The sequence below is a fragment of the Sphingomonas sp. Leaf407 genome (genome assembly GCF_001425385.1).
Taxonomy (GTDB): Bacteria; Pseudomonadota; Alphaproteobacteria; order Sphingomonadales; family Sphingomonadaceae; genus Sphingomonas.
Map to the genome: position 1 here is coordinate 499,678 of NZ_LMQO01000003.1, position 16,875 is coordinate 516,552.

Consider the following 16,875-nt stretch of genomic DNA (forward strand, 5'->3'; position numbering starts at 1 on the left):
CGCGTTCCCTCACAGGAACGCGCCGCCCTTTATCACCCGCAGTACCCGGCCCTGCACCGGCAGCCCGTCGAACGGGGTATTGCCCGCCTTGCCGGCGAAGCCATCGGCGCGGACCTGCCACGGCGCATCGGCATCGATGACGATCAGATCGGCCGGTCCCCCTTGCGCCAGCGTGCCCGACTCCAGCCCGAGCAGCTTCGCCGGGTTCTGGGCAAGCAAGGCGAACAGCCGCTCGATCGTCACCACCCCGTCGCGCACCAGCCCCAGTCCCAGCGCCAGCAGCGTCTCCGCGCCCGCCATGCCCGGCTCGCTGTCGGCGAACGGCAGGCGCTTGGCCTCCGGCCCGCGCGGATCGTGCCCCGAACACAGCACGTCGATCGTCCCGTCGGACAGCGCGGCGCGCGCCGCCTGCCGGTCGCTCTCGTCACGCAGTGGCGGCGAGAGATGCGCGAAGGTGCGGAAATCGCTCATCGAAATATCGGAGAGATAGAGGTGCGCCGGGGTGATCCCGCACGTCACCGCTACCCCCCGGCGCTTGGCGGCGCGGACAGCCTCGAACCCGGCCGCCGTCGTCACCTGCCGGAAATGCAGCCGCGCGCCGGTTTCCTCGGCCAGCGCCACGTCGCGCGCGATCGCCAGCGCTTCGGCGAGGGCAGGGGCGGCGGGCAGCCCCAGCCGCGTCGCCGTCTCGCCCGCCGTCGCCACCGCGTCCCCGGCAAGGCCACCGTCCTCGGCATGGGCGATCACCGTCAGGCCGCAGTCGCGGGCATAGGCCAGCACCTTGCGCATCACTCCGCTGTCGGCGATCCAGCGCCGGCCGGTCGCCACCGCGCTCGCCCCCGCCTCGGCATTGATCGCCATTTCGGCGAGGTCGCGCCCTTGCAACCCTTGCGTCGCCGCCGCGATCGGATGGATCCACAGATCGGGTTTGCCCATATGCGCCGACCTTGCGACCACGCCCGGTTCATCGAGGACCGGCGTCTGGTCGGGCATCAACCCGACGCGCACGATCCCGCCCGCGCGGCACGCCGCCGGGTCGCTGGCGAATACGCCCAGATCGACGATCGCCGGCGCGATCAGCCTGCCGCCCAGATCGATCGTCTCGCCAGCAGCGACGGTGTCCGGGCCGCCGATCACCTCGCCCGCGACATGCAGCGGCGCGTCGCTCACCCCGCCTGTCGGACAGACGCGGGTGCCGTTCACGAAGCTGACGTTCATGCCCAACCCTCCACGCCACGGCTGCGCCGGGTCAACACGTCGAGGCACGCCATCCGCACCGCGACCCCCATCTCGACCTGTTCGGTGATCGCCGACACCTGTGGGTCGTCGGCGACGTCGCTGGTGATCTCGATCCCCCGGTTCATCGGCCCGGGGTGCATCACCAGCGCGCCCGGCTCGGCACGTTTCAGCCGCTCGCGGGTCAGGCCATAGCGCAGATGATATTCGCGGGTGGACGGGATGAAGCCGCCGTTCATCCGCTCGTTCTGCAACCGCAGCATCATCACCACGTCCGCCCCCTCCAGCGCCGCGTCGAAATCGGTGAACGGCGTCACGCCCATCCGCTCGATCGCGGCGGGCAGCAGCGTGGCGGGGGCGACGACGCGCACCTCGGCCGCCAGCGTGGTGAGCGCGAGAATGTTCGACCGCGCGACCCGGCTGTGCAGGATGTCGCCGCAGATCACGACCCGCTTGTGCGCGATCCCGCCCAGCCGCCGCCGGATGGTCAGCGCGTCGAGCAGTGCCTGCGTCGGATGCTCGTGCCATCCGTCGCCCGCGTTCAGCACCGGACAGTCGACCTTGTCGGCGATCAACTGCACCGCGCCCGACGACGAATGGCGGATCACGATGACGTCGGCGCGCATCGCGTTCAATGTCACCGCCGTATCGATCAGCGTCTCGCCCTTCTTCACGCTCGACTGGCCGGCGTGCATGTTGACCACGTCGGCCCCCAGCCGCTTGCCGGCGATCTCGAACGACAGCAACGTGCGTGTGCTGTTCTCGAAGAAGGCGTTGATCTGGGTGATGCCGCCCAGCCGCCGGTCGCCGGGGGCGCGGCTGCGGTTCGCGTCGATCCATTGTTCCGCCTCGTCGAGCAGGAACAGGATCTCGTGCGGTTGCAGCCCCTCGATCCCGGTCAGGTGGCGATGCGGAAAGACGGCGCCGCCATCGATCATGGCGGCGGGGCGGTGGTCGGATGCGCGCATGACGGCGGCGGTTAGGCCGCTTGGGTTCCCCGCGCAAGCCGAACCCAGCCGCGCCCCTCATGCCCGAAGGAAAAAGCGTGCCCGTGGAGGATCTCGGCAAGGATCTCCGCCGATTCGACCAGCCGGGGGCCGGGGCGGTTGAAGAAATGATGCCCGTCGGCGACGAACACCCGATCCTCGCGCACCGCCTTCAGGTCCCGCCAGCCCGGCCGCTGCGTCAGCGGCGACAGGTCGCCCAATGTCTGCGGAATCTGGAACCCGCACGGCATCATCACGATGACGTCGGGATTGGCCGCGACCAGCGCGTCCCATTCCGCCCATGGCGAATGCTGCCCGGCCTGCGCGAACAGGCTGACGCCGCCCGCCGCCTCGATCAGTTCGGGCACCCAGTTGCCCGCGACCATCAACGGGTCGATCCACTCGACCGCCACCACCGTGGGCCGGGTCGGCTGCGCGGCGGCGGTCGCGGCGATTGCCGCCAGCCGCGCCTTCAGTCCGGCGACGACTGGCCCGGCGCGCTCGGGGACGCCCAGCGCCTGCGCCACCCGCCCGAAATCACCCCACACGTCGCCAAGATCGTCGGGGGCGAGCGACACCAGCACCGGATCGCTCCCCTGCCAGTCGGTCAGCGCGCCGATGAGGTCGTCGGGCGTCACCGCGCAGACCGCGCATTGCGACTGGGTGAGCACCACCTGCGGTTGCAGCGAGCGCAACGCCGCCGCATCGACCTCGTAGCACGACAGCCCGGCGGTCACGATCGCCTGCACCCGGTCGTCGATCAGCCGCGAGGGCAGCCCCTTCTCGATCTTGGTCGCGGTCAGCCGGGGCAGGGCGGTCATCTCGGGCGGGAAGTCGCACTCATGGCTCCGCCCGACCAGATCGGGACCAAACCCCAGCGCGACCGCGATCTCGGTGGCGCTGGGCAGGAGCGAGACGATACGGGCCATGGGGTTTCCTGATACGCTGCGAAGAAATCGAAACGACGATTAGGCGGCGGCAGGGCGAACCGCAAACTCTCCCCTCCCTGACAAGGGAGGGGCCGGGGGTGGGTAGGTTCGGGGCGGGTGCTGCCATTCCCTCGCAACCCGACCTACCCCCAACCCCTCCCTTGTCAGGGAGGGGAGCCACATCACCCCAGCCACCACCACCCGATCGCCCCGAACAGCACCAGCGCCGCCCAGCCGCCCTTGGCGGTCAACAGATAGAACATCCCGACCAGCCCGACCCCGGCGAGGATGCCGCGCAACGCCTCGTCGTCGGCGATCCACGGCAGGATCAGCACCCCGCCGATCAGATTGCCCGCAGCATTGGCCGCGATCCACAGATAGGACAGCCCGGCGCCGATCGATCCGAGCAATGGCAGCTTGATCGTCGCGTAGCCGCGCATCTTCCCCGGAAACAGGTCGGCGGCCAGATGCAGCCCGATGCCGAAGCCGAGGCCAGCGGCCACCCCCCATGTCCGCGCATCGAGCAGCGCGACCAGCATCGGGATCACCCCGTGCAGCAAGGCGCTGCGATGGTTGAGGTTGAGCGGCGTGTCGAGATCGGGCAGCCGCGTGCCCGACGCCGCCGCCGTCACCACGGTCGCCACCACCACCCATGGCGCATGGCCACCGGTGAACGCCAATATCACGCTTAGCAAAAGAAACAGGGAAGGCGCCACCGCCGCCCCCTAACCGCCATGTACTCGTTATGTCCACCGCCCAGAGGAAATTTCCTCTACGCCAGCGGCACGCTGACCAGTGCGTCGATCGCGCCTTGCAGGATGTACGCCGCCGCCAGCTTGTCGACCCGCTCGGCACGCTTGGCGCGGCTCAGGTCCTCGGCGATCATCTGCCGCTCGACCGCGACCGTCGACCAGCGTTCGTCCCACAGGAAGATCGGCAGCGCCAGATCATCCAGATTGCGCGCGAACGCCCGCACCGATTGCGTGCGGGGGCTGTCGCTCCCGTCCATGTTGAGCGGCAGGCCGATCACGATCCCGCGCACCGATTGCTGGCGGATCAGCGTCTGCAACTGCGCCTTGTCCGCGCTGAACTTCGTCCGGTTGACCAGCACCGCCGGGCTGGCGAAGCTCCACCCGGCATCGCACAGCGCGGTCCCGATCGTCTTGGTGCCCACGTCCAGCCCGATCAGCCGCCCACCCTCGGGCAGTGCCTCGCGATATATCGTCCGGTCCTCGGTAATCATCGCGCCCGCTCCCACGTCGCCAGCCGCCGCAGCGCATCGGCGCGCACGTTCGCCCAGAACAGGCTGTAGTCATACACATGCCAGTTGTTGCCCGGCAGCACATAGGGGCCAAGGTCGGGCAGCTCGCTCCCGATCGACAATATGCCGCGCCCCTCGCACCGGGCCGGCACCAGCCCCGGCGTCAGCACCGCGCTCGTCAGCGCCGCGTCGGGCACCAGCGTGCCGAGATTGGCGCTGGCCGGCGCGGCGGCATCGGGCGTGCCGGTCAGCGGGTTGGTACACACCATCGGCGTCGCCGCGCGCGATCGGCCGTCGAACCCGGTCGTCGCGTCATAGGTGTCGAAGATCAGCGACGGATCGGCCGGATCGGCGAAGCTCTGCCACGACAACAGACACCCCGCCTGCTCCGCGCCGCGACATTCGGGCAGCCCCAGCGCCGCCAGATCGGTGACACGCGACACCGGCCACCCGACGACATAAGCCGCGACGATGCGCCGGGCGAGGCGCGTCCCCGCCACCTTCTCGCGCAGCAGCCGCGTCAGGTGCAGCGCCCCCTGGCTATGCCCGGCGAGGATGATCGGCCGTTTCGGATCGGCCTCGGCCACGAACCGGTCGAATGCCGCCGCCACGTCGCGATAGGCGAGGTCGAGCGCCTGCGTCGCCGCGCCCTCGCTGGTCAGGAACGCGCCGAACGTCGCCTGACGATAGCGCGGCGCCCACACCCGCCCGGCGGCGCTGAACGCGCTGGCCTGTCCGCGCAGGAACACCTGCGCGCGGCCATTGGTCTCGCCATCGTCGAGCGCGGCGTTCCACCGGTCGGTCCCGACGAACGAGGTCGGATGGATGAAGAAGATCTCGGCATTGCCAGGCGTGGTCGGCGCTACCCCCGGCGGTAGCCAGTCGACCGGTGTGTTGGTCAACCCCGGCCGCGCGAACCACATCTCGCGTTTGGCATAGGCATCGCCCGCCACCGCCGGCGCGCCCTGAAACGCGACGCCGGGCACCATCGCCCGCCGCAACAGTGCCACCCCGAACAGGCGATAGGCAAACGCCGCCACGATCGCCAGCACGATCAGCGTCGCCACGACATATAGGAACTTGCGCGCCAACCGGCTCTCCTCAGGGATTTGCGCCTAGGTGCGCGAAAGGACGAAAGAGCGCAACGCCCCCCCGCCGTCATTCCGGCGAAGGCCGGAATCCACGGACACGCAACGCCCGCGCCTCCATCGATACGGTCCGTATCCATGGATTCCGGCCTTCGCCGGAATGACGAGCGGCGTGCAACCCTTGTCCCCACCGCCCACATTCTCTAGGCGGGTAGGCGCAAGCGCCCGTCGGGCGCCCCCGGGAACCCCAATGCTGCTCGCGATCGACGCCGGCAATACGAACGTGGTCTGCGCGCTGGTCGACGGCGACACCATCGTCGCGCGCTGGCGCATCGCCACCGATCCGAGGCGCACCGCCGATGAATATGCCGTCTGGCTCAGCCAGTTGCTGGCGCTCGACGGGCGCGACCGGTCGTGCATCGACGGCGTCATCATCGGCACCGTCGTGCCCCGCGCGCTCCACAATCTCGAAGTGCTGGCGTCCAAATATTTCGGCGTGACCGCGCTGGTCGCCGGACGCGGCACCGCCGATTACGGCATCGCGCTCGACGTCGACGAACCCCATGCGGTGGGTGCCGACCGCGCGCTCAACGCCATCGCCGCGCATGCGGCGCACCCCGGCGACCTGATCGTCGTCGATTTCGGCACGGCGGCCACCTTCGACGTCGTCGACTATACCGGCGCGTACAAGGGCGGGATCATCGCGCCGGGCATCAACCTGTCGCTCGACGCGCTCGTCACCGCCGCCGCGAAGCTGCCGCGCATCGCCATCGAGGCCCCGGCGACCACCTCGGTCATCGGACGCAATACGGTGGACCAGATGCACATCGGCATCTATTGGGGCTATATCGCGATGATCGAGGGGCTGGTCGCGCGCATGAAGGCCGAGATCGGCCGACCCGTGCGCGTGATCGCTACCGGCGGCCTCGCCATCCTGTTCGAGAAACACACGCAGGTGTTCGATCGCGTAGAACAGGACCTGACCATCACGGGACTGGCGATGCTGTGGCGCCGAACCCATATGTCCCGAGCAAACAGCGACTGAAACCAAGACCCTCGCGAATAGGCGCGAGTTTAGAAAGAGACTTAGTGACCCCAAAGAAAGAACTGCTCTTCGTCGCGCTCGGCGGATCGGGCGAGATCGGCATGAACGTCAACCTGTACGGCACCGCCGGCAAATGGCTGATGGTCGATTGCGGCGTGACCTTCGCCGACCCGGCCTACCCCGGCATCGACGTGATGCTCCCCGACCTCCAGTTCATCGAGGAACGCGGCGACCAGCTCACCGGCATCGTCATCACCCACGGGCATGAGGACCATATCGGCGCGCTGCCGTATCTCGCCGCCGATCTCGGCGTGCCGATCTACGCCACGCCGTTCACCGCCGGCCTCATCCGCGGCAAGCTGGACGAGGAAGGCATTTCCGACCGCGTGAAACTGAAGATCGTGCAACTGGGCGGCGACGTGAAGGTCGGCCCGTTCGGCGTGCGCTTCGTGCCGATGGCGCATTCGATTCCCGAGGCGACCGCGCTGGTCATCGACACCCCGCACGGCAAAATCTTCCATTCGGGCGACTGGAAGCTCGACCGCGAACCGATGGTCGCCACCCCGGCGACCCCCGAGGAACTCACCGCGATCGGTGACGAGGGCATCCTCGCGCTGGTGTGCGATTCGACCAACGTGTTCAACAACGAAGCCTCGGGCTCCGAAGCCGATGTGCGGCAGGGCCTGTTCGAGCAGGTATCCTCGGCCAAGGGCCGCCGGGTGATGGTGACGAGCTTCGCCTCGAACGCCGCGCGGCTCCACACGCTGGGGCAGGTCGCGCGCGATACCAACCGCAAGATCTGCGTCGCGGGCCGCTCGCTCGACCGCATCCTGAAGGTCGCCAAGGCCACCGGCTACCTCAAGGACTTCCCGCAGCCGGTCGATTACGACACCGCGATGCGCCTGCCGCGCGATCAGGTGCTCATCATCGCCACCGGCGGGCAGGGCGAACAGCGCGCGGCACTCGCCCGCGTCGCCAACCGCGAACACCAGTTGTCGCTCGAAGCGGGCGACCGGGTGATCTTCTCGTCCAAGCAGATTCCCGGCAACGAAGTCGCGATCGGCCGCATCCAGAATCAGCTCGCCGCCGCCGGCATCGAGATGATTACCGATCGTCAGGCGCACGTCCACGTCTCGGGCCATCCCGGCCGCCCCGAACTGGCCAAGCTCTATAAATGGATCCGGCCCAAGGTGCTTGTGCCGGTCCATGGCGAGATGCGCCACCTGATGGAACATGCCCGCTACGGTCTGTCGCAGGGCGTCGGCCAGACGCTGGTCCAGACCAACGGCGACATCGTGCGGCTTGCGCCGGGCAATGCGACCAAGATCGGCAAGGCCGTGGTCGGTCGTCTGGCGCTCGACGGCGACGTGATCCTGCCGGCCGAGGGCAGCACGATCAACGAACGGCGCAAGCTCGCCGCGTTCGGCCATATGTCGGTCGCGGTCGCGGTCGATCGCCGGGGCCAATTGGTCGGTGATCCGCAGATCCGCGTGCAGGGCGTGCCGGTCGAGGAAGACCGCGAACCCTTCCTCGAGGAAGCGGTCGACGCCGCCGCCGAGGCGGTGAACGCCAAGAGCCGTGAACGCGGCAAGCTTCCGGAAGCGATCCGGCTGGCGGTCCGCCGCGTGGCGACGCGCTGGACCGGCAAGAAGCCGGTGGTCGACGTCCTCATCATCAACGCCTGACGACGGGGAGGGGCGGGCGCATGGCATGGCAGTCGGCGCTCGCCATCTGGATGCTGTTCTGGGTACTGGCGATGTTCCTCGTCCTGCCCTTCGGCATCCGCACCACCCACGAAGCCGGCGAACCCCCCGTCGCGGGCCAGGCCGACAGCGCCCCCGCCGGCTTCCGACTCCGCCCGATCCTCTGGCGCACGACCATCGTGTCGCTGGTGCTGTTCGGCGCGTTCTACCTGAACTACGTCTACGGCTGGGTCACGTCCGACATGCTGGACTATTATAACGGGTGAGGGGGGCGGCGGTGCATTCGACCGTCAGCAAATATTGGCGTATAGCCGTCGCGCTTGCGCCCAGCATCGTGCTCGGCGCGGTAATGCGGCCGTGGTTACAGGCATTCGGATACAGCCGGCTGGAATCGCTCGTTATCCGGTGCGCTGCTGGCGTGGCCGTAGCGATAGTCCTCTTGTGGTTGATGGACCGCCTACTGCCCGGGTCGAGGAATAATTTGGAATAATATCCGCTCGACCGAACTGGATCACCTTCACCGAACCACATACGCCTTCTGTACGATGCCCACCGGCTCCCGATACGTCCGGAACCCCATCGCCTCGTATTAGCGCAGACCGGACGCATTATCCGCCGCGATACAGGCGTCGATTGTCTCCAGCCCCGCCTGTTCCGCCGCCTCGCGGCTGGAACGGAACAGCGCGCTGCCGACGCCCTGCCGGTGCGCACGCGGGCTGATGTGCGTACCGATGATGCCCCATCCTTCGGGCACGTCGTACCGGTTGCCGCCTTCTGCGCGGAGCAGCGACTGGAAGCCGACGACCTCGCCGGCAGCGTCGATCGCCACCGTGCAACGGATGCTGGCGGGGTTTGCCAGATACTGCCGGATCACGAATGCCTCGTCGCTGGGGCGTTCGCCGCCGGTATGCTCGATGACCTCGCGCAGCACCCGGCACAGGGCGGCGGCATCGCTGGTTGATGCCAGGCGCGTATCCATGGTCTTCCTCCCGATCGACCATCGCGGTCCGATGGTTCGACTGTCCTACACGCCCCGCAGGTGACAGAATATTATGATCCCGCTCTTTCCGATCGTACACCCCGCCCGAACTGCAGGCTGCGCCGGCCGGTGTAAGAAACCTGCGACAAGTCATTGATTCTGGGTAAACGCAGTACCGCCGAAACGACGCTATTGTGTAAACTTTGTAAACTTTGCCGCCTATCCGGCCACCCACCGCGCCGCTAGCATCGCCAGCAACAGATCGGCGTACTCCCAACCATCTGCCTGCGCCGCGATCGCCGACAGGCAATCCTGATCGTCGCGCCCCGGCCGTCCCGGACCGGTCATGTTAGGCTTCATGTTGAGGTCGAACAGATGGAAGTTTCCACCGGCATCTGCCCGGCAATCGATGCGGATCGCGCTGCGCGACCCGACCATCGCCGCCGCCGCCTCGCACGCCGCGACCATTGCCACCACCGCCGGCTCGTCCATCCGCGCTGCGGCAATTGCCACGCTGTTCGCGCTCACCGGCACGTCGCCATTATACGGCGCGACGCCACCGCGCTGATCGAACCGCAGCACCGGGCGCAGCGCATGCTGCCCTCCGGCCACCCGCCCGTCGGGTCGGGGCGCGTCCGGCGGCAGGACGGTGATCGTCATCTCCTCACCCGGCAGATAGGCCTCTACCATCAGCATGTCGCCGAACGTCGCCGCCGCGATCAACACCCCGGCCGCTGCCACCAGTCCGGGCAGATCCACAACCAGCGTCACTCCCTGGCTGCCACGCCCGCGTACCGGCTTCACGATCAACGGAAACGCCATGCCCCGCGCGGCGATCGCCCCGGCGACGCCGTCCAGCGCGACCACCCCAGGCCGGGCGCTACCGCTCAACAGGAACGATCCCGCCACTGGCAACCCGGCGTCGCCTAGCATGCGATTGGTGGCGAACTTGTCGTCGAACCGCTGCATCGCCGCCGGTTCCTGCCCAACGATGCCGACCGGCGCCCGCACCTGCTCCAGCGGATGCCCCGCGAACAGCACGGTATTGGCCCAGATCGTGTCCGCCCCTGCCGCAATCGCCGCCGCGATACCCGCAGCGGTATCGGGAAACACCCAGTCGAGCGCCACCGCCGGATCGGGTGCCGCGACCGGCGTCGCGACCGTTACGCCCCGCCCCCGCAGCGCGACGGCGATGTCGGCCCCGCCATCCGAATAGCCGCCGGGCTTGGCATCCTTGCGCAATCCGTCGATCACCGGTGGCGGCAGCGCTTGGTACAGGATCGCGACGCAACGCTGGGTCACAAGGGGCACCTCCGCTTCGGAATGGTGCCCGCCTACCCCTCGGGCGTTATCTGTCAATCAGTTACGCAACCGCTCGATCGCCTGCGCCAGCACGACGTACAGCTTGCCCATGTCCGACGACAGCAACGTCACCCCCATCGACGATCCGTCGCGCAAACTCAGCACCTGCCGCAGCATCGCCTCGAAATCATGGATGTAGCGGTTCACCTGATCGCTGAACCCCTCGTCGCCGTCGTACAGCAGCGCGATGTCACGCGCCTCCGCCCCCTCGACCAGCCGCACCGCGCGCCTTGTGAACACGCCCCGGTCGCCCTTCAGATACGCGGCCCATGCCGTGTCCGACACATCGGTGGACAGCGACTTGGCGATGTCGATCGACGCCGAATTCATCGCCTCGATCAACGTCGTTACCCGGCGGGAGAATTGCTCGCTGTCGGCCACTTCACGCTCGGCGCGCGCGGCGGCCATCCGGGTTTCCAGCTCCTCGCCGGTTTCAGTGATCTTGACCATCTGTCGCGACAATCGCTCGCCCGCCTCGATCGCAGAGGCGACCGCCTGATTGGCGATCGACGACAGTTCCGCCACCTGATTGGTGACGGCGCGGTCGACCGCATTGGCCAGCGCGCGCGTCCCCTGCGCCTCCAGATCGCGGGCGACGTCGGGCAGCACCTTGGCCAGCGTCTGCCGCGCCTTGGCGCTGGCGCTCTCGGCGGTATCGCGGATGCGCAGCATCGCTTCGGACAGGCGCGGCGCGGCATCCTCGGCGAAGCGCACGGTGGTCGCGATCGTCTCGTCCGCGATCTCGCGGACCTCGGAAATCCGGTCCTTGCCCAGATCTAGCGTGTCGAGCAGCTTCTGCTGCACGTTCGTCAGTGTCTCGCGCTGCATGTCGACCACGCCGGCGATCGCCTCGATCGCCTCATGCGTGCTCTCGGCCGCCGTGACCAGCGCCAGCAGCTCGGGCTTGGCGCGTGCCACGATGTCGCGGCTGGCCGTGACCCGCGTGTCGAGCCGGTCGAGCGCGCCGGGCAGCGTCTCGTCCATCTCGCGCGCGGCGGCATCCAGCGCGGTCAGCACCTCCTCGGCGGTCCTGACCACGCGGCGCGCGGTTTCGTCGTTGCCGTCCAGTGCCTCGGTCAGTGCATCGGCGACCTGGCTCAGCACCTCGATCGATCCCGCGACCGCCTGCACCCGCTCGACGCCGCTGACGCGCAGCGCATCGAACTTTTCATCGAACCCGGTCAGCCCGTCGTCGAGCATCGCCAGCAGCGCCTCGCCATCGCGGCGTCGTTCGGCCAGCCGCGCCTCGATCGTGCCGGCGATCGACTGGATCCGCTCGATCCCGTCGTGGCGCATCGTCTCGAACCGGCTGTCGAACGCATCCAGTCCTTCGCCCAGCGTCGCGAGCATCGCCTCGCTGTCGCGTCGCCGTTCGGCCAGTCGTTCGTCGATCGCGTTGGACAATGCCTGTACCCGTGCGATGCCCTGCGCCTCGATCGCCGCGAACTGCGCGTCGAAGCTTTCCAGTCCTTGTCCCAGCGTCGCGAACATCGCCTCGCCATCGCGCTGGCGCTCGGCCAGCCGTTCGGCAATCGCGTCGGAAGCCGCCTGCGCGCGGGAGATGCCATGCGACTGGACCGCCGCGAACTGCGCGTCGAAGCTTTCGAGTCCTTGACCCAGCGTTTCAAACATCGCCTCACCGTCACGCTGCCGTTCGGCCAGCCGCTCGCCGATCGCGTCGGACGCCGCCTGCGCGCGGGCGATCCCGTGCGACTGGACCGCCGCGAACTGCGCGTCGAAGCTTTCGAGTCCCTGACCCAGCGTCTCGAACATCGCCTCGCCGTCACGCCGTCGCTCGGCCAGCCGCTCGCCGATCGCGTCGGAAGCCGCCTGCGCGCGGGCGATGCCATGCGACTGGACCGCCGCGAACTGCGCGTCGAAGCTTTCAAGCCCCTGACCCAGCGTCTCGAACATCGCCTCGCCGTCCCGCCGTCGTTCGGCCAGCCGCTCGCCGATCGCGTCGGACACCGCCTGCGCCCGGGCGATGCCCTGCGTTTCGACGGCGGCGAACCGCTCGTCGAACGCGCCGAGGCCGGTCTGCAACGTCGCCAGCAGCGCCTCGCTGTCGCGCCGCCGCTCGTCGATCTGCCCGGCCAGCGTGCGGATCGCCCCGTCGATCTGGCCCATGCGCTCGGCGAGCTGGTCGGCCCCCTCGCGCCCGGCGCGCTCGATCGCCGCGCCATTGGCCTCGATCATCGCGATCGTCGCATCGCCCTGCGCGGTGATCGCCTTGCGCGATTCGTCGATCGCATTGGCCGCCCGGTCGAGCACCTCGTCGATCGCGCCCGACATGGTGCCGATGACCGATTCGAGCCGCGTGCCGGCACTCTCGCTGGTGGCTTCCATCCGTGCGATATGCGCTGCCAGCCGCTGCGCCGCGCCGCCCGCGACCTCGTCTGCATCGCGGCCGCGTTGCGCCACCGCCGCCAGCGCGGCGTCGAGCGCGGCGATCCGTTCGCTGGCGGCAAGACCGGTCGCCTCCAGCCGCTGCGAGATCGATTCGGTTTCGGCATGCGCGCGCGGCAACGTGTCGAGCAGCGTGCCCAGCCGATGTTCGGCATGCGTCGCCGCGAGGGTCAGCGCCTCGGTCGTCATGTCGATCGCCGCGACCTGCTCGGCGATGCCGGCACGGACGCCGCGCAGCCGGTCGGTCGCGCCTTCGCCCAGCATCATCAACTGCCCGGTATGCTCGGCCAGTTCGCTGCGCGATTCGGCGATGCTGCGCCGGACGGTCGCCACGACCTGTTCCAGCGCCAGCGCCTCGCTCCGCATCGCCTGCGCGGTGGCGGTGAAGCGGCGCGCTTCCGATCGGCTACCCTGGCGTAGCAACAGCCAGACGATCCCGATCAGCAACGGCGGCACGCACAGCGCGGCGACGAACGACGACAGTTCGACCGGCTGTAACCGCCCGAGCGTCGCCCCGGCCCACACCAGCATGCCGCCGACCCATGCGATGACCGCAACCATCGCCAGCGTCGGCGCGATCCATTCGCGCGGCATGGGTTCAGGCTCCAGCGGCGCTTCGGCCAGCCAGTGCGGTGCTTCGTCCTGCTCGACGAACCTGTCGTCGTCGGCGTCGTGGTGCGAGTGTTCCCGCAGCCCGCTAATCGTGCCCCCGTTCATATGCAGGCGCTTATCATGATCGATCGGGGCAGGACAGATGCCGTAACGTTCGCTTAACCTTCGGCGCTTACGCTTTTCGCATGGTCTATGATCCCGGGGCGATCGACGCGACACTGGCGGCAGCGGTGGGGGACGAACCCTCGCTGATCGCCGAATTGCGCGGTGCGTTTCTGGACAGCACCCACCGCGCGCTCGCCGCGCTTGAGGCGGCCGGTGCCGACGAATGGGCCAATGCCGCCTTTCGTTTGAAGGGCTTGGCCGCCAGTTTCGGGGCGGTGCAGTTGATGACTCTCGCCGGGGAAGCCGCCGGCCATCCGCCGGGGGACGCCGCGATGCTGCGTCGCCTCAACCGCGCCGTCGCCCAGCTCTGAGCGTCGCTACCGCGTGTACAGCCGCCAGTGCGACCCCGATACCGCCGTCGGGTCGCCCCGCGCGATCTCGCGATAACGTCGGCCACACAGGATGACCGCATCGGGAAAGGCGGCATCGCCATCGCGCTCGACGAATCGATATGGCGCGGCGGGGCAGGGGGCGTTGACGATCTCCAAGGGATAGCGTCGCTGCCGCGCCGCGACGGACAGGATCGCCGAGGATCGCGGATACTCGATCGACACCGTCGTGCCCGTGAGGCTTCGCGCCGCCATCGCATCGAGCGCGCGTCCGGGATCGCCGCGCAGATTGCCCGCCAGTTGCCGGTCGCGCACCGCCGCGCCGACGACGAAGCTCACCCCGATCACGACCGTGACCGCCCGCAACTCCCGCCCGGCGGCCCAGCCCCGCGGCAAGGCGATCGCCGCCCACAGCAGCAACGGCGGCAACGCCACGACATAATAGCGCGCCGCGCCGCTGTTCGGCAGTCCGAGCAGCGCGACCGCCAACGGCAGCAACCCGGCGGCGATCACCGCCAGCAGGCCGATCCGGTCCGCCACGATCCGCCCGAACCCGCCGAGCAGCAGGACCATGGCGGACAGCCCCAGCGTCCAGCCGAAAAGCTGGTCCAGCCCGCTTGCCCAGCGCGCCCAGTCATGCGCCTCGCGACTGCCGAACCGGAACCCCGCCGGGTCCGCGCGCACCGCCGCCCATGCCAGCGCCGCGAACAGCCCCACGGCGACCACCGCTGGCGCGAACAGGCGAACCAGCTCGCCGGTCGTCGTCCGCAGGCCGGCGGACCGCAGCCGAACGATCGCCACCCACAACGCCAGCGATGCGAGCGCGAACACCATCGTCGCCTGCGCCATGCACCCGAGCAGCGCAGCGAGGGCGAGCGCCGTCGCCGGCAACGGTGCGCTGGGCTTCGCCAGCCAGCGATCGACGACATGGATCGCGCATCCCCATGCGAACAGCATCGGCGCATAGCCCCGCGCTTCCGAACCATAGGCGACGAGGAAGGGGGCGACTGCGAAACCGATCGCCGCGAGGATCGCACTCGCGCCGCTACGCCGCCCGGCGATCACCGCTGCCAACGGTATCAGCGCGGTTCCCGCCGCGATCGACAGCGCGCGCTGCATTAACGGCGCTGCCCCGGGACCGACCCATTGCAGCCACAAGCTGTTCAGATGATGGTTGTTGTCGTGGTTGATCGACAGGAACACGCCCGCCGGGGTCGCGACCTCGTGCGCGAACACCGCCGACCATGCCTCGTCGAGCCACAATGCCCCGCGCGCCGCGACGCAGCGCAGGATCAGCCCGCCCAGCGTGATCGCTACGACGGCAAGGACCGTCGGGTCGTGCCATCGTCTGGCCATTTCGTCTGCCCCCGCACGCCCGCCTGTTCCCACTGGCTCCTAGCCGGTGGGCGGAACAGGGGGAAGCGGCGCGTCAGCGGGCATAGGCGTCGATCAGCGACCCGACATAATCGGGATGGGCGCTGCTCAACCCGGCGGCGGGGCTGGGGCCATAGATGAAGCCATGGGTCGGATATTCCGAACTGCCCAGACCCTGCGTATCGCGATACCACACCTTCACCCGCGTCCAGTCGCCATTGCGTGATACGTCGAACACGGTGACGTCCTGCTCCACGCCGCCGCGCACGCCGTTGATCCGCGACCAGTTGGCATGGGTGACCATCGCGACGCGCGGATCGACCACCCGGCTGATGACGAGGACATGGCCCAGCGGCAGGCGCGACGTCTTGGCGAAGGCGAGCACCGCGCCGACCTTCGGCTGCTGACCGCGCGGATAGCGGCCCGCCGCCTGATCCCACCATGTCCACGCATCGCCGTAAATCTGCACCCCCGACGCGGCACGGGCGAAGGGCACGCATTGCCCGACGTAGTTGAGCAGCGACCTGGCTTCCAGCGGGATGCTGGCGGCACCGGCGAAGGCAAGGAGCAGGGCGCCCCGGATAAGCGAACCAACCATGGCCGTAATGCTGCGCCAGGGAAGATGGCTATCGGGTGTGCGATTTTGGTTAAGAACCGCTTGCCGAACGATGCCGCGCCGAACCGCCCGGGATGAGCGATGAAACGTGGGTCAGCCGCGCAGCGCGCGGCGCGCATCGGCGCGCGCGTCGAGCAGCGCCCACAGACCCCGGTGCTGGGCGAGCAGTTGCTGCATGCCAAAGGTCATCGCGCGGACCATCGGCGCTTCGCCGTCGATCGCCTCGATCATCCGTACGGTCTCGAAGCAGGTCGGCAGGTCGAGCGGGGCGGGGGCGATGTCGAGCCGCGCCGCCGCCATGTCGAGCGATCGACGGATCGCCGGCCAGTCGAGCACCAGCGCGATTGCCGCGCCCAGCGCGCAGCCGGGCCGGACCGATGCCCCGAGCAGGTCGATCGCATGACGCTGCGCGGTCATCGCCGCTTCGGCGGCGGCCTGCCCCGGCGTGCCCGGCGGCGGCCCGGCGGCGGCGGCGAGCCGGATTAGATAGGCACGTTCACCGGCAAAGGCGGCGGCGGCGGTTCGCAGCCATGGGCGGATATGCGGATCGTCGATGCCGTTCATCGCCTGATCGACGAGCCCCGGATGCCGGGCATGGAGCGCGCCCAGTTGATGCAGCGCATCGGCCAGATCGTGGAGCGGGCGATTGTTCAGCGCGAGCCGGGCAAGGTAGGCATGGGCGGCGCTACCGTCGTGTTCGACGATGCGGGCAAGGCCAATCCCCGGACCGGGCGCCACCCTATCGCTTGCCGCCCCCGTCACTGCCGCGTCCCCCGTGCTGCCA

At 68.9% G+C, this 16,875-nt stretch carries 16 protein-coding genes; 4 read left to right on the forward strand and 12 right to left on the reverse strand.

Features of this window, described 5'->3' with window-relative positions; genetic code table 11:
* Positions 1-9: 9 nt before the first annotated feature.
* The 6 genes from ASG37_RS11775 to ASG37_RS11800 all read right to left on the reverse strand — a co-directional run bounded on the left by ASG37_RS11775 (position 10) and on the right by ASG37_RS11800 (position 5,503).
* Positions 10-1,218, reverse strand: a complete 1,209-nt coding sequence (locus ASG37_RS11775) for a dihydroorotase (protein WP_055760090.1) — start codon at positions 1,216-1,218, stop codon at positions 10-12.
* A complete protein-coding gene (locus ASG37_RS11780) occupies positions 1,215-2,204 on the reverse strand; it encodes an aspartate carbamoyltransferase catalytic subunit (RefSeq protein ID WP_055760093.1) in 990 nt (329 codons plus the stop codon). Before ASG37_RS11780 ends, ASG37_RS11775 begins: the two co-directional genes overlap by 4 nt.
* An 11-nt stretch (positions 2,205-2,215) precedes the next feature.
* Positions 2,216-3,151 carry a cobalamin-binding protein gene (locus ASG37_RS11785; RefSeq protein ID WP_055760096.1) on the reverse strand — a complete coding sequence of 312 codons (936 nt, stop codon included), beginning with the start codon at positions 3,149-3,151 and terminating at the stop codon, positions 2,216-2,218.
* Between the two features lie 182 nt (positions 3,152-3,333).
* Positions 3,334-3,867, reverse strand: a complete 534-nt coding sequence (locus ASG37_RS11790) for a hypothetical protein (protein ID WP_156349134.1) — start codon at positions 3,865-3,867, stop codon at positions 3,334-3,336.
* A 56-nt stretch (positions 3,868-3,923) separates the two neighbouring features.
* Positions 3,924-4,394 (reverse strand): Holliday junction resolvase RuvX, encoded by a 471-nt coding sequence (gene ruvX / locus ASG37_RS11795; protein WP_055760102.1) that lies wholly within the window; start codon positions 4,392-4,394, stop codon positions 3,924-3,926.
* On the reverse strand, positions 4,391-5,503 hold the full coding sequence (locus tag ASG37_RS11800) for a DUF3089 domain-containing protein (protein ID WP_055760105.1): 1,113 nt from the start codon (positions 5,501-5,503) through the stop codon (positions 4,391-4,393). The genes ruvX and ASG37_RS11800 overlap by 4 nt, the downstream gene beginning before the upstream one ends.
* A gap of 247 nt (positions 5,504-5,750) precedes the next feature.
* On the opposite strand from ASG37_RS11800, the gene ASG37_RS11805 reads away from it, so the two are divergent.
* Genes ASG37_RS11805 through ASG37_RS11815 form a run of 3 tightly spaced genes read left to right on the forward strand, consistent with a single transcriptional unit; the run spans position 5,751 to position 8,514 of the window.
* Positions 5,751-6,545: a type III pantothenate kinase gene (locus ASG37_RS11805; protein ID WP_055760108.1), complete on the forward strand. Its 795-nt coding sequence runs from the start codon at positions 5,751-5,753 to the stop codon at positions 6,543-6,545.
* 44 nt (positions 6,546-6,589) lie between these two features.
* A complete protein-coding gene (locus tag ASG37_RS11810) occupies positions 6,590-8,230 on the forward strand; it encodes a ribonuclease J (protein ID WP_055760111.1) in 1,641 nt (546 codons plus the stop codon).
* Between the two features lie 20 nt (positions 8,231-8,250).
* Positions 8,251-8,514 carry a DUF1467 family protein gene (locus ASG37_RS11815; RefSeq protein ID WP_055760114.1) on the forward strand — a complete coding sequence of 88 codons (264 nt, stop codon included), beginning with the start codon at positions 8,251-8,253 and terminating at the stop codon, positions 8,512-8,514.
* A 323-nt stretch (positions 8,515-8,837) separates the two neighbouring features.
* Here ASG37_RS11815 and ASG37_RS11820 read toward each other — a convergent pair whose 3' ends face one another.
* The 3 genes from ASG37_RS11820 to ASG37_RS11830 form a co-directional block, all read right to left on the reverse strand.
* Positions 8,838-9,227, reverse strand: a complete 390-nt coding sequence (locus ASG37_RS11820) for a GNAT family N-acetyltransferase (protein ID WP_200909753.1) — start codon at positions 9,225-9,227, stop codon at positions 8,838-8,840.
* Positions 9,228-9,446: 219 nt separating this feature from the next.
* Positions 9,447-10,529, reverse strand: a complete 1,083-nt coding sequence (locus tag ASG37_RS11825; RefSeq protein ID WP_055760116.1) for a biotin carboxylase — start codon at positions 10,527-10,529, stop codon at positions 9,447-9,449.
* Between the two features lie 57 nt (positions 10,530-10,586).
* Positions 10,587-13,712, reverse strand: coding sequence for a hypothetical protein (locus ASG37_RS11830; RefSeq protein ID WP_055760119.1), 3,126 nt, complete (start codon positions 13,710-13,712; stop codon positions 10,587-10,589).
* Positions 13,713-13,792: 80 nt separating this feature from the next.
* Between ASG37_RS11830 and ASG37_RS11835 the strand changes: the two genes are divergently transcribed.
* Complete coding sequence (locus ASG37_RS11835) at positions 13,793-14,083, forward strand: hypothetical protein (RefSeq protein WP_055760123.1); 291 nt, start codon at positions 13,793-13,795, stop codon at positions 14,081-14,083.
* 6 nt (positions 14,084-14,089) lie between these two features.
* Here the strand turns inward: ASG37_RS11835 and ASG37_RS11840 are convergent, their stop codons facing one another.
* From ASG37_RS11840 to ASG37_RS11850, 3 genes are all read right to left on the reverse strand, one after another.
* Positions 14,090-15,457 carry a hypothetical protein gene (locus ASG37_RS11840; protein ID WP_055760126.1) on the reverse strand — a complete coding sequence of 456 codons (1,368 nt, stop codon included), beginning with the start codon at positions 15,455-15,457 and terminating at the stop codon, positions 14,090-14,092.
* A gap of 73 nt (positions 15,458-15,530) precedes the next feature.
* The gene (locus ASG37_RS11845; RefSeq protein ID WP_055760129.1) at positions 15,531-16,073 is read right to left on the reverse strand and encodes a CHAP domain-containing protein; all 543 of its coding nucleotides are present in this window, start codon (positions 16,071-16,073) and stop codon (positions 15,531-15,533) included.
* A gap of 111 nt (positions 16,074-16,184) precedes the next feature.
* Positions 16,185-16,829, reverse strand: coding sequence for a DUF6975 family protein (locus tag ASG37_RS11850; RefSeq protein WP_055760132.1), 645 nt, complete (start codon positions 16,827-16,829; stop codon positions 16,185-16,187).
* Positions 16,830-16,875 lie beyond the last annotated feature (46 nt).

Bases quoted from the DNA above. Each gene is read 5' to 3' on its own strand.
- ASG37_RS11780 (WP_055760093.1), bottom strand. From the start codon at position 2,204: ATGCGCGCATCCGACCACCGCCCCGCCGCCATGATCGATGGCGGCGCC.
- ASG37_RS11815 (WP_055760114.1), top strand. From the start codon at position 8,251: ATGGCATGGCAGTCGGCGCTCGCCATCTGGATGCTGTTCTGGGTACTG.
- ASG37_RS11805 (WP_055760108.1), top strand. From the start codon at position 5,751: ATGCTGCTCGCGATCGACGCCGGCAATACGAACGTGGTCTGCGCGCTG.
- ASG37_RS11845 (WP_055760129.1), bottom strand. From the start codon at position 16,073: ATGGTTGGTTCGCTTATCCGGGGCGCCCTGCTCCTTGCCTTCGCCGGT.
- ASG37_RS11830 (WP_055760119.1), bottom strand. From the start codon at position 13,712: ATGAACGGGGGCACGATTAGCGGGCTGCGGGAACACTCGCACCACGAC.
- ASG37_RS11785 (WP_055760096.1), bottom strand. From the start codon at position 3,151: ATGGCCCGTATCGTCTCGCTCCTGCCCAGCGCCACCGAGATCGCGGTC.
- ASG37_RS11820 (WP_200909753.1), bottom strand. From the start codon at position 9,227: ATGGATACGCGCCTGGCATCAACCAGCGATGCCGCCGCCCTGTGCCGG.
- ASG37_RS11840 (WP_055760126.1), bottom strand. From the start codon at position 15,457: ATGGCCAGACGATGGCACGACCCGACGGTCCTTGCCGTCGTAGCGATC.
- ruvX (WP_055760102.1), bottom strand. From the start codon at position 4,394: ATGATTACCGAGGACCGGACGATATATCGCGAGGCACTGCCCGAGGGT.
- ASG37_RS11775 (WP_055760090.1), bottom strand. From the start codon at position 1,218: ATGAACGTCAGCTTCGTGAACGGCACCCGCGTCTGTCCGACAGGCGGG.
- ASG37_RS11835 (WP_055760123.1), top strand. From the start codon at position 13,793: ATGGTCTATGATCCCGGGGCGATCGACGCGACACTGGCGGCAGCGGTG.